General features: G+C 44.8%; 13 protein-coding genes. 11 read left to right on the forward strand and 2 right to left on the reverse strand.

Features of this window, described 5'->3' with window-relative positions:
* Window positions 1–335: 335 nt before the first annotated feature.
* Complete coding sequence (gene ypfJ / locus ACZ9AO_RS04195; protein WP_251539730.1) at window positions 336–1,181, reverse strand: KPN_02809 family neutral zinc metallopeptidase; 846 nt, start codon at window positions 1,179–1,181, stop codon at window positions 336–338.
* A 350-nt stretch (window positions 1,182–1,531) separates the two neighbouring features.
* On the opposite strand from ypfJ, the gene safA reads away from it, so the two are divergent.
* The 10 genes from safA (at window position 1,532) to yajC (ending at window position 11,133) form a co-directional block, all read left to right on the forward strand.
* Window positions 1,532–4,186, forward strand: a complete 2,655-nt coding sequence (safA, locus tag ACZ9AO_RS04200; RefSeq protein ID WP_476108533.1) for a SafA/ExsA family spore coat assembly protein — start codon at window positions 1,532–1,534, stop codon at window positions 4,184–4,186.
* The gene (locus ACZ9AO_RS04205; RefSeq protein ID WP_476108534.1) at window positions 4,176–5,123 is read left to right on the forward strand and encodes a phosphotransferase; all 948 of its coding nucleotides are present in this window, start codon (window positions 4,176–4,178) and stop codon (window positions 5,121–5,123) included. The genes safA and ACZ9AO_RS04205 overlap by 11 nt, the downstream gene beginning before the upstream one ends.
* Before the next feature lie 102 nt (window positions 5,124–5,225).
* On the forward strand, window positions 5,226–5,825 hold the full coding sequence (locus ACZ9AO_RS04210; RefSeq protein WP_251539727.1) for a YhcN/YlaJ family sporulation lipoprotein: 600 nt from the start codon (window positions 5,226–5,228) through the stop codon (window positions 5,823–5,825).
* A 100-nt stretch (window positions 5,826–5,925) separates the two neighbouring features.
* Window positions 5,926–6,435 carry a BofC C-terminal domain-containing protein gene (locus ACZ9AO_RS04215; protein WP_476108535.1) on the forward strand — a complete coding sequence of 170 codons (510 nt, stop codon included), beginning with the start codon at window positions 5,926–5,928 and terminating at the stop codon, window positions 6,433–6,435.
* Window positions 6,436–6,734: 299 nt separating this feature from the next.
* On the forward strand, window positions 6,735–7,349 hold the full coding sequence (ruvA, locus tag ACZ9AO_RS04220) for a Holliday junction branch migration protein RuvA (RefSeq protein WP_251539725.1): 615 nt from the start codon (window positions 6,735–6,737) through the stop codon (window positions 7,347–7,349).
* An 11-nt stretch (window positions 7,350–7,360) separates the two neighbouring features.
* A complete protein-coding gene (gene ruvB, locus ACZ9AO_RS04225; RefSeq protein ID WP_034308811.1) occupies window positions 7,361–8,359 on the forward strand; it encodes a Holliday junction branch migration DNA helicase RuvB in 999 nt (332 codons plus the stop codon).
* Window positions 8,356–8,562, forward strand: a complete 207-nt coding sequence (locus ACZ9AO_RS04230) for a DUF2905 domain-containing protein (RefSeq protein WP_476108536.1) — start codon at window positions 8,356–8,358, stop codon at window positions 8,560–8,562. The genes ruvB and ACZ9AO_RS04230 overlap by 4 nt, the downstream gene beginning before the upstream one ends.
* Before the next feature lie 38 nt (window positions 8,563–8,600).
* Entirely contained in the window at window positions 8,601–9,629 is a 1,029-nt protein-coding gene (gene queA, locus ACZ9AO_RS04235; RefSeq protein WP_476108537.1) for a tRNA preQ1(34) S-adenosylmethionine ribosyltransferase-isomerase QueA, read from the forward strand.
* A 30-nt stretch (window positions 9,630–9,659) separates the two neighbouring features.
* Window positions 9,660–10,805 carry a tRNA guanosine(34) transglycosylase Tgt gene (gene tgt, locus ACZ9AO_RS04240; RefSeq protein WP_251539838.1) on the forward strand — a complete coding sequence of 382 codons (1,146 nt, stop codon included), beginning with the start codon at window positions 9,660–9,662 and terminating at the stop codon, window positions 10,803–10,805.
* 43 nt (window positions 10,806–10,848) lie between these two features.
* The gene (yajC, locus tag ACZ9AO_RS04245) at window positions 10,849–11,133 is read left to right on the forward strand and encodes a preprotein translocase subunit YajC (RefSeq protein ID WP_048683727.1); all 285 of its coding nucleotides are present in this window, start codon (window positions 10,849–10,851) and stop codon (window positions 11,131–11,133) included.
* Window positions 11,134–11,179: 46 nt separating this feature from the next.
* On the opposite strand, the gene ACZ9AO_RS04250 is transcribed toward yajC, so the two are convergent.
* The gene (locus ACZ9AO_RS04250) at window positions 11,180–11,551 is read right to left on the reverse strand and encodes a TIGR04086 family membrane protein (protein ID WP_096337820.1); all 372 of its coding nucleotides are present in this window, start codon (window positions 11,549–11,551) and stop codon (window positions 11,180–11,182) included.
* A 193-nt stretch (window positions 11,552–11,744) separates the two neighbouring features.
* Here ACZ9AO_RS04250 and ACZ9AO_RS04255 point away from each other — a divergent pair, with 193 nt between their 5' ends.
* On the forward strand, window positions 11,745–12,401 hold the full coding sequence (locus ACZ9AO_RS04255) for a DUF421 domain-containing protein (RefSeq protein ID WP_251539723.1): 657 nt from the start codon (window positions 11,745–11,747) through the stop codon (window positions 12,399–12,401).
* Window positions 12,402–12,421: the final 20 nt, after the last annotated feature.

Genomic DNA, 12,421 nt, shown 5'->3' on the forward strand with positions numbered 1-12,421 from the left:
AATGAGGATTGAATGGTTTATCCCGAATACAATTTTATCAAGGGATTATTGCCGTGATTTTAAAACAAGACCGAGTAATAATCCACGTGTATTTTTACTGTTTTAGCTGAAACTCACAAGATGGAAGAAAATTGCGACACACCTGCCGAATAACTGGCTAGCCGAGACCCCACAGACGCTTGGCGGACAGTCGGCGGAAAGGGAGCGGATTTCTGAAATCGACTATAATTTTCACCATAAAAAAAGTAGACAAACTCGCTTTTCTTCGAATTTGTCTTCAGTCGGGAAAGGGGGACAAGCTCCCCCTTTTTTTGTTTTGAAACAAGTAAGAACTTTTAAAGGTTATTCGCTTTAAAAGTATTGCCTTCATTCATATCACCGGATTTAAATCCTTTATTGAACCACCGTTTTCTCTGTTCGGATGTACCGTGCGTGAAGCTGTCTGGAACCACGTACCCCTGTGCCTTTTTTTGGATACGGTCATCTCCCACACCACTTGCTGCATTCAAGGCTTCCTCAAGATCGCCTTCTTCAAGCAAATTCTCTCCTTGGACATGATGTGCCCAAACTCCAGCCAAATAATCGGCCTGTAATTCAAGACGGACAGAATGCCTATTATATTCAGTCTCGCTGACCTTTGACCGATCTGGCATTTCCTTTTCCGTTGTCCCTAAAAGTGTCTGAACATGATGTCCGACCTCGTGGGCAATGACATAGGCCATGGCGAAATCCCCGGGTGCCTGGAATTCTTGCTTCAACTCTTGATAAAAGCTGAGATCAATATATAGTTTCATGTCACCAGGACAATAAAATGGCCCTACCGAAGAAGCTGCCATCCCGCATGCCGATTCGACACTACCTGAATACAGGACAAGGGTAGGTTCCCTATATACCAGTCCATTTTTACGGAATTCTTCTGTCCAGACCTGCTCCGTTTCTGCAAGGACGACAGATACGAACTGCGCAAGCTCCTTCTCTTCATCCGTTTCGACATAAGAGCTGCCATTGTTCGATTCAGTAGAATTCAAACTTCCCAGCAATTCACTTGGATTACCGCCAAGGAGCGTCACGATCAAGACAATTACCAATCCGACCCCTCCGCCGATTCCGGCCATGCTTTTTCCGCTCATCCCTCTTTTGTCCTCGACGTTCGAGCTGCCCTGTCTACCTTTCCATTTCATTATTATTCCCCCCAGGAATGTAAGATAAGTACCTGAAGACAAAGCCTTAGGCCATTTACTTTCTTATACCCGGATTTCCCTGAATTTAGACAGAAGCTTGAAAGAAGCATTTCAGAACAGGTGGCTTCCTAACTAAAAAACCATTGCCTCCTCTCTTAGAATGAATGCAATGGTTTTTTAACATGTCATATCATTTATTTCTTTTCCAAAAAAGTACCTTCCATGTCCCTAAATCATTGATCCAATCATAAAAGTCATTTTTCACGCATATGTTTTCATGATAAAAATAATAGCATTTCACCCACTGCTTCATAGAATATATGGACATATGCACAGGAGGGGTTAACAGCGTGAAAATTCATATAGTCCAAAAAGGCGATACACTTTGGAAACTCGCCAAAAAATACGGCGTCAGTTTTGAAGAACTTAAAAAAGTTAACACGCAATTGAGCAACCCGGACATGATGATGCCCGGAATGAAAATTAAAATTCCAGGGACATCCGGAGCTGTAATAAAAGAAACGGGTAAACCAAACGTGAATATTCAGCCGGGAATGAAAGAATCCCAAATTCAACCGTATCAGGCTCACCCAGCACCAATGAAAGAGCAGCAAATTATGCAAAAACCGGCTGTAAAAGAACAGCCGAAATTTCAACAGCCCGTAAAAGAGCAACCGAAATTTCAACAACCGGTAAAAGAACAGCCAAAATTTCAACAGCCCGTAAAAGAGCAACCGAAATTTCAACAGCCTGTAAAAGAGCAACCAATCGTTCAAAAACCAAAAAAAGAGCAGCAAATCATTCAGCCAAAGCCTATCATTAAAGAAAAACAAAAAGTCGTTCCAAAAGAAATGCCGGTGCCGATGCCGGTAATTCCAGAAATCGATGTCAATAATTATTATATGGTCAACATGACCAATATGAGTGTGCAAAAGCCCCCTGCACCACCGCCTTTACCAAAGAAAAAAGAAGAGCCTGCAGTCACTAAAAAGAAGAAGAAAAAGCCAGCTGTACAGTCAGCTCAGGATGAGCCGGCGGATGATTGTATTCCAGTAACGCCAATCTTGCCTGGAAGCGGCTATTGCATTCAACCGCCACCGTGGGCGCAGATGCACATGCAAGGCATGCAAGCCCCATATCAAGGCGTTCAAGGGTATCAGGCGGCTCCGGAAATGCATGGTTATCATATGATGGAAGAGAGCTCTGATATTTGGGGAGAATCTCCTGACATGCCAATGATGGATCATGGATTTGTCCAAGGGGCGAGCATGAATGCACCAAGCCAGCAATATTATCCATATCAAGCCTCCGCGCCGGTTCCGCACCATTATTATGGAGGGATGAATCAACAACCTCAAGCAGGTTCATATATGCAACAAGATTATGAGTCACCAGGCGAATCACCTTCCTACAATCAAAACTTCCCTCAGTTTTCACAGACTGCCGGTGAGGAAGAGGAAGATTGCGGCTGTAATAAGGGGCTACTAGGAACTTATGGACCGGAAGGAAAGGGACAGTATCAAGGGAACCAAGGGATGGATGCACATCACCATCCGGATTATCACCAATATCAATCCGTTCAATCACAGCAACAGGCCCCATCCCCTGGGATGTCACCTAAAGAGTCTCAGATGGGAATGGATATGCAATATCAATTTGATGATGAGTCAGTAGAATCGGAAGAATTCATGATGATGGGCGGCCAAAACGGAGGTCAGCCAGGTATGATGATGGGCGGCCAAAACGGAGGTCAGCCAGGTATGATGATGGGCGGCCAAAACGGAGGTCAGCCATCAGGCATGATGATGGGCGGCCAAAACGGAGGTCAGCCAGGCATGATGATGGGCGGCCAAAACGGAGGTCAGCCATCAGGTATGATGATGGGCGGCCAAAACGGAGGTCAGCCACCAGGCATGATGATGGGCGGCCAAAACGGAGGTCAGCCACCAGGCATGATGATGGGCGGCCAAAACGGAGGTCAGTCACCAGGCATGATGATGGGCGGTCAAAATGGAGGTCAGCCACCAGGCATGATGATGGGCGGCCAAAATGGAGGTCAGCCACCAGGCATGATGATGGGCGGCCAAAACGGAGGTCAGCCCGGCATGATGATGGGCGGTCAAAACGGAGGTCAGCCACCAGGTATGATGATGGGCGGCCAAAACGGAGGCCAGCCACCAGGTATGATGATGGGCGGCCAAAACGGAGGTCAGCCGGACATGATGATGGGCGGTCAAAACGGAGGTCAGCCAGGTATGATGATGGGCGGTCAAACCGGAGGCCAGCCCGGCATAAAGGAGATGCAAATAGGGGGTCCTCCAGGGATGATGGGCGGCCAAAACGGAGATCAGCCAGAGATGATGGGCGGTCAAACCGGAGGCCAGCCCGGCATGATGGGTAGCCAAAACGGAGGCCAGCCATGGATGATGGGCGGCCAAAACGGAGATCAGCCAGAGATGATGGGCGGTCAAACCGGAGGCCAGCTCGGCATGATGGGTAGCCAAAACGGAGGCCAGCCATGGATGATGGGCGGTCAAAATGGAGGTCAGCCGTGGATGATGGGCGGTCAAAATGGAGGCCAGCCAGGGATGATGGGCGGTCAAAATGGAGGCCAGCCGTGGATGATGGGCGGCCAAAACGGAGGTCAGCCATCAGGTATGATGATGGGCGGCCAAAACGGAGGCCAGCCGTGGATGATGGGCGGTCAAAATGGAGGCCAGCCGTGGATGATGGGCGGTCAAACCGGAGGCCAGCCCGGCATGATGATGGGTGGTCAAACCGGAGGCCAGCCCGGCATGATGATGGGTGGTCAAAACGGAGGTCAACCAGGAATGATGCCTGGACAATTTGGTGGTCAGCCGGACATGATGCGCGGAAAGCTTGGGGGGCAGCCTGAAGCTATGTTACCTGGACAAATGGGAGGCCAGCCAGGCCAATTCGGGGGCGTTCGTGCACCTGAAACATTTGGGATACCGACATATGTAGATGAAAGCGATGACTACTAATTATCAAGGAGACAGTGTTTTTAACACTCGTCTCCTCTCTTATTTAAATCGTAAGCCAAAGAATGTCCACCATATTCAAAGCAGTGTCTATTTAATAACTTTTGAAAAAGGTCATTCAATGATCCTTAAAGGATTTGACAGTTTTGAAAAATGGGATCGGCAAAGAGAACTGACTTCTTTATTAAAACAAAAGGGATTTCATCAAACGTATTATATTCATCAGAATTTAATGCCCTTTCAATTTAAAGGGAAATGGTATGGCAGTATGGACTATTTTCCGCCGAACAAGAAAAAATTCAGGTTTTCCAATGATAAGGACCGCTTAGAAGGCATTCAGTTACTGGAAAGCTTCCATGATGTGTCGGAAAATCTCTCCATTAACGCGCCTGTGTTCAATCAATCAAAAAAGTGGAAAGAACGCTTATCACTATTTAAAAAGAACTTTTCTTATGTTCGCCAATATGTTTCCGAAGATATTATCAAGGAATGGATTAGATGGGGGGAATGGTCGCTAGAGGGGTTTGATAAATATCAGTCTTTATGGGATAAGGAAAAGAAAGTCATCATTCATGGTGATTGCGCCCACCATAATTTCTTGCGGAGAGCGGACGGAACTTTGACTTTAATCGATTTTGACTTAATGGCAAATGCCCCAAGGTGCATTGATTATTTACAGTATGCAAATCGAATTTCGCAACATCTGGAAGATGCGGCCAACGAGCTGTGGGAAGTGCCGCAATTGCAAAGGTATCAGTCAGACCTGGCCTTTTTATATGCTTTAACTTACCCTACCGATATCTTCCGTGAATGGAATCGTCTTAATAAAAGTTCTTCCCAGCTTCATTCGGTCTGGAAAATGACCGTGGAAGGTTTTTCGGAGCGGATGGAGATGAATGAAAAATTGGCGAAAAGGATTTCTTCCCTTAATAGGAATTAAAACGGGTTTTTGGCCGTATCTTACAGAGTACATTTCCCTTTCGACACCCATGCTAATTATGAGCGGAATATAGCTCATTCTATTGCAATGGGAGGGTTATTGGTGCAGAAAATAAAATGGGCACAGCCGCTTTGTACGGTATTGGCCGCCGTCAGTTTGGTTGGATGTGCTAATAATGATACAGCGGAAAATGAAAATATCACGAATGATACAGGGTACCATGAAAAAGATGCATTGGTACGAAACATCAATTATGAGAATATGGTGCAAGGTTTATACAATAAAGATGATGCGTACAGTAAGAGTGACCGTAACTACCATGGACATGAAAGTAAGCCGCTAAAGGCAAAATCATCTTATTATAATTCTTATGAAGGCTCTTTAGCCGACAGAGTAAATGGTGTCGCCAATAAAGTGGAGCCAGTTAGCGATGCCAGGACAATCATCATGCAAGATGAAATGCTGGTAGCCTTGCTGCTTGATGACTACAGCCAAGCAAAAGATGTCAAACAAAGAATCAAAAAGGAGATCGGACCGCTTACCAATGGCCGTACCCTATATGTAACCACCGATGAAGGTGTCTATTTCAGGACGATGACACTTGATAACAATCTTCGGGATGGCGATACGAGGGAAATGATCATTTTGGATGCCAATGACATGTTCGATAACCTTAACATCCACGAAAATCACTTAAAATAATTTGTGGGCTGACCCGACTTGGAGTCAGCTCTTTTTGATTTTTTTCTGGTTAATAATCCTTATTTGGGTCAAACTACATAAAAAGTAAACGCCTTAAGAGGTGAGTATATTGTTTAATCAACTTAGAATCCAATTTTTCATGGCACTTTTCATATTGCCATTTTGCTTAACCGTTTTTGCGGAAGAAACCGTTCAAAAGGAAAATGATCCAATTGAAAGGAAGGTCATTCTTCAGCGTATGTATTTGGATGGCGAGTTAAGTGAAGAGAAATTGACAGAAACAATTTGGTCGATGGAGGACTTTTGGGCAAAATATGAAGGATGGCAAGTAGTCGATCAAAATGAAGAGCAGATTGTCATGAAGAAAATTGAGAATGACATATCTCCGCTGTTAAAAGCGAATGGTTACCTTGGGATGAGGGAAGATGGTACATTATCCATTTTTATCGGAAGGCCTGAGCACGCCAAGATCATTCATACATTCTACCAAATAGACGTTGGTAAACTTGAAGTATACAAGCAGGAGGAACTGCAAAAAGGGATTCCGATCATGAATAAAGACCAATATAAACAGCTCATTAAAGAATATGAGCCATATTCGGTAAACTAGGGTGGGATGATGTCCCACCCTTCAGACTGTTGACTAACTCGATAATAATGGGGTTGTCTACAGTTTTTTTTTGTTTACCATTACCGTTGATTTCCACTGCTGGCACTCGCTTTCTGCGGACGGTCCACCCTTGGTGCTTTTGCGCCTGTCGGGTCTCCATTGGACGCTGGTCTTGCACGCCTGTTTCAATCAACTTTGTTTTAAGCATTACTTTGCCGATTATGAAATAACTTTTAATGAACAACACCCCCTTTTTATGATAAAATGAGAGGTACAGCAAAATCAGGGAGAGAATTAATTTGTATGATTATATAAAAGGCAAGGTCGATTATATTGGACCTGAATACATAGTTGTGGAAAATGGGGGGATCGGATATCAAGTGATGACGCCGAATCCTTTTATTTTTTCCGCTCAATACCAGAAAGAAATCCAAGTTTTTTTGTATCATTATGTTCGTGAGGATATGGTGGCATTATACGGATTTCAGACTCGTCAAGAAAAGGCGTTATTCATAAAATTATTGAATGTTACCGGAATCGGGCCGAAGGGTGCTCTAGCCATATTGGCATCAGGCCAGGTTGATCAGGTGGTACAGGCGATCGAAAATGAAGATGAATCATTTTTGGTGAAATTCCCGGGAGTCGGAAAGAAAACGGCACGGCAAATGATTCTCGACTTAAAAGGGAAACTGGAGAACATTATTCCGGATGCGTTTCCAAGCTTGTTTAACGAAGGCGTCACGGCTGCAATCAGTCCAAATGGTTATACGGAGGAATTGGATGAAGCCATTCTTGCATTGAAGGCTCTTGGTTATTCTGAAAAGGAAGTTCAAAAGGTTGCCAAGAAATTGCAGGCTGAAGATATGACGACCGAGCAATATATTAAGAAAGCATTGCAAATGATGTTAAGATAAGGAGTGGCGCAATGGAGGAGAGAATATTCAATCAGGAAGCCGATTTGAACGAACTGTCCTTTGAACAAAGCCTGCGGCCGCAAAACTTAAAGCAATATATCGGACAGGATAAAGTGAAAGCGAATTTGAGTGTATACATCGAGGCGGCAAGGATGCGTGAAGAAACGCTCGATCATGTACTTTTATATGGACCGCCTGGTCTTGGCAAGACGACGCTTGCCGTCATCATCGCCAATGAAATGGGTGTAAATATCCGCACGACTTCCGGTCCCGCCATTGAGCGGCCGGGAGATCTGGCGGCCATTTTGAGTGCACTTGAACCAGGTGATGTATTGTTCATTGATGAGATTCACCGTCTTCCCCGTGTCGTTGAGGAAGTGCTATATCCGGCTATGGAGGACTTTTGTCTGGATATAGTAGTCGGTAAGGGACCGGAAGCCCGTTCGATCAGGATCGACTTGCCGCCGTTCACCCTCGTAGGGGCCACGACACGGGCAGGCTCACTGTCTGCACCGCTCAGGGACCGTTTTGGTGTTTTGAGCCGTCTTGAATATTATACGGAAAACCATTTGACTGATATCATCATCCGTACAGCAAGAATCATGGATACGGAAATGGATGATCAAGCAGCGGCAGAGCTTGCAAGAAGGTCAAGGGGCACCCCGAGAATTGCCAATCGTCTTTTACGGAGGGTCAGGGATTTCGCCCAGGTACGCGGTGATGGGACGATAACGGCCGAGCTTGCCGATTATGCGCTTGAATTAATGCAGGTCGACCGTTTAGGACTCGATCATATTGACCATAAATTACTTAAAGGGATCATTGAAAAATTCCGTGGCGGGCCCGTGGGCCTGGAAACGATTGCGGCAACGATTGGCGAAGAGGCACATACGATCGAAGATGTGTATGAACCATATCTGTTGCAAGTCGGTTTTCTTCAGCGTACCCCTAGAGGCCGGATGGCAACACAGCTTGTTTATGAGCATTTCGGAATGGAGATGCCTGAATGATGAATATACCAAAGATGGTCATGATTTTGGGTGTGGTTATATTCGTGATTGGTTTTGCGATGAAATATATTCATCTCGGCAGGCTGCCGGGAGATATTTTTCTGAAAAAGGGGAATACGACTTTTTACTTTCCTATCGTTACATCAATCATCGTCAGTGTTGTGTTGTCCGCAATTTATTATTTGATCGGCCGTTTTAAATAATGATTACAGCTTGATAGACACGTAAGGAAGTGGAACAGATGAAATTGGATATGTTTGATTTTCATTTACCGGAGGAACTGATTGCCCAAGTTCCTTTGGAGGATAGGGAAGCAAGTAGATTGATGGTACTGGACAAAGAAACCGGTAAGCTCCAGCATGATGTATTCAGCCATATCACGGAATATATCCAACCGGGAGATTGCCTGGTGTTGAATGATACAAAAGTGCTTCCGGCCCGACTATACGGCAGTAAAGAAGGGACGGGTGCAAAAATCGAAGTATTGCTGCTTAAGCAAGAGCATGATGATGTATGGGAAACGCTTGTGAAGCCGGCCAAACGGATTAAGGAAGGCTCGACGATCGTTTTCGGCGATGGTAAGCTGAGTGCCGTCTGTACAGGTGTACTCGAGCATGGCGGCCGAATCCTTGAATTTAAATATGAAGGCATATTTTATGAAATATTGGAGAAGCTGGGCGAAATGCCGTTACCTCCGTACATCAAGGAACAACTTGACGATCAGGACCGCTATCAAACCGTTTATGCGCGGGAACGGGGATCTGCAGCGGCACCTACCGCTGGCCTGCATTTTACGGAGGATTTGCTTGAGAAACTTAAAGGGATGGGTGTCCACATCGCCTTCATCACGCTGCATGTCGGGCTTGGTACATTCCGTCCGGTAAGTGTCGACGATATTGACAGCCATGAAATGCATTCGGAATTTTATCAAATGACGGAAGGCACTGCCAGATTACTGAATGACGTGAAGGGAAAAGGCGGGAAAATCATTACGGTCGGCACTACGTCCACAAGGACATTGGAAACGATTGCGTCCCGAAATGATGGGGTTTTCAAGGAAGAGAATGGCTGGACGAGCATCTTCATTTATCCTGGTTATGAGTTCAAAGGGATCGATGCGATGATAACGAACTTCCATTTGCCTAAATCGACTTTAATCATGCTTATTTCTGCACTTGCAGGCAGGGAGCATGTCCTTCATGCCTATGAAACGGCTGTGGAAGAAAAATACAGGTTCTTTAGTTTTGGAGATGCAATGTTAATTAAGTAATATAAGAGTGAGAAGCTCTTGAAGGGAGTTATTGCGTTGACTGCAATACGATATGAGTTTATCAAAACATGTAAACAGACAGGGGCACGGCTAGGCCGGGTCCATACGCCGCATGGTTCTTTTGAAACACCGGCATTTATGCCGGTTGGAACGATGGCTACTGTCAAAACGATGTCCCCGGAAGATTTGAAACAAATGGGGGCAGGCATCATCCTGAGCAATACGTACCACCTATGGCTGCGTCCAGGGCATGAAATCATCAAGGAAGCTGGCGGATTGCATAAGTTCATGAACTGGGATCGGGCGATTTTGACCGACTCAGGCGGCTTTCAAGTCTTCAGTTTAAGCGAGTTCCGCAAAATTGAAGAAGAGGGTGTGCATTTCAGGAACCATCTGAATGGCGATAAATTATTTTTATCTCCGGAAAAAGCGATGGAAATACAAAATGCGCTTGGCTCCGATATCATGATGGCATTTGATGAATGTCCGCCATTTCCGGCGACTGAAGAGTATATGAAGAAGTCGGTTGAACGGACATCGCGCTGGGCGGAACGCTGTTTGAATGCACATGAGCGTCCAAATGACCAAGGGCTGTTCGGAATCGTTCAAGGCGGGGAGTTTGAAAATCTTCGCAAACAAAGTGCAAAAGACCTTGTCTCCCTTGACTTCCCGGGTTATGCTATTGGAGGACTATCCGTAGGGGAACCGAAGGATATCATGAACCGCGTCCTTGAGTTTACAACTCCGCTGCTGCCATCTGACAAACCGCGCTATCTTATGGGGGTCGGTTCACCGGACTCATTGATCGATGGTGCACTCCGCGGTGTTGATATGTTTGACTGTGTACTGCCGACGCGAATCGCGCGTAATGGTACGCTCATGACGAGCAATGGGCGGCTGGTTGTGAAAAATGCGAAGTATGCACGCGATTTCGGTCCAATCGATGAAAATTGCGATTGCCATGTTTGCAAGAATTATAGCCGGGCATACATCCGCCACTTGATTAAATGTGAAGAAACCTTTGGAATTCGCCTTACGACTTACCATAATCTTCATTTTCTGTTAAACTTGATGGAACAGGTCAGACAAGCTATTCGAGAAGATCGTCTTGGAGACTTTAGGGAAGAGTTTTTTGAGCAGTATGGTTTCAATGAACCAAATGCGAGAAACTTCTAATTCCATAAATATTTTAATGAACGAAAGGAGTGAATATACTTAAATGGGTTCTTTAACACAAATACTTCCGTTGATTTTAATGTTCGTATTGTTCTATTTCTTATTGATCCGTCCGCAGCAAAAACGCCAAAAGGCTACGCAAAACATGCAAAGCAGTTTGAAAAAAGGTGATAAAGTTGCTACTATCGGCGGCATGCACGGAACAATCGATGCAATCGATGAACTGCAAATCGTCATTAAATCACCAGACGGTACAAAACTGACTTTTGACCGTGCAGCAATCCGTGAAATTACGGAAAGTGCACCGAATAAAGAAACATCCCTATAAAACAAACGAAAACCGGGCCATGTGCCCGGTTTTTTGCTGTCTTTTTTTAATCGGAGCGTGAGTCGGAACTCATGTTGACCCCAAGAACGCCACCCATCATGGCCGTAATCACAAAACAGCCATAGTATATCCATTGCTTGATGGTGAAAAGGGCATCGTGACCTAAATATTGAAAAAGGAACACGACCAACAGATAAAGCAGCCCAGTGCTTCCGCCCAGGAATAGTCCTTGCTTTTTCCCTTTGCCTCCTGAAATGAATCCACCAATGAACAGCGATAAAAAGGACACGATCATGACCACGTATGTCAGGGATGATTCCGTCAGTGAAGTAAAACGAAGAAGGATGGAAACGATTAAACTAGCAATCATCGCTATGGCAAAGATGGAGCCTACGCCATAAATTACGGCGACACTCATTTTTTTAGTTTCGATGGGTATTCCTCCTTTTTAAAAGGCTGATACGTATAGCCTGTTTATGTGTTTGTACAAGCATATTCCCGATATCGAACCTTTAGACCAGGTTTAAGAAGCTTCCCGTAAAATTAGAAAAGATTATGGAGTAATTTTTCAATTCCCAAGCCATGCTATGGATGAAGGAAGTGTTGTTGAAGTGGATATCTATCTAGGGATTATTTTTCGAACGACGGTAATCTATCTGGTCATCTGGTTCCTTTTTCGAATGATGGGTAAGCGGGAAGTTGGGGAACTGAGCGTTCTCGATTTAGTGGTATCCATCATGATAGGGGACATTGCTGTGCTATCCTTTGAAGATTTGGAAAAACCGTTTATCCGACAAACTATCCCGATGTTTGTCCTCGCGATCCTCCAAATTACATTGGCATTTGCCTCATTGAAAAGTGTTAAACTTCGCTATTTCATGGACGGTAAGCCCCTAATCATCATTAATCAGGGGAAAATAGATGAAAAAGCGATGCGCAGACAACGATATAATTTTGATGACTTATTGACCCAACTTCGTGAACAAGGAATTATTGATATAAACGAAGTGCAATTTGCCATCCTTGAAACTTCAGGAAAGCTCTCAGTGATTAAAAAAAGCGACGAAGAAGGGGTGGAAAATCAGGTACCATTCCCGCTGATTGTCGACGGAGAGATACAAGAAAAAAATCTTGATAAAATTGGGAAAAATCATGTTTGGCTTTTGAATCAGTTAAAAGAACATGGAGAAACGAAGGTTAAAGAGATTTCGATTTGCGGGTACATAGATGGCCAAATTTACATCGATAAAAATGAAACGAAGAAATGAACCGAAGCCTTTGAGTGCTT

The organism is Peribacillus sp. TE19612 (assembly GCF_056279465.1).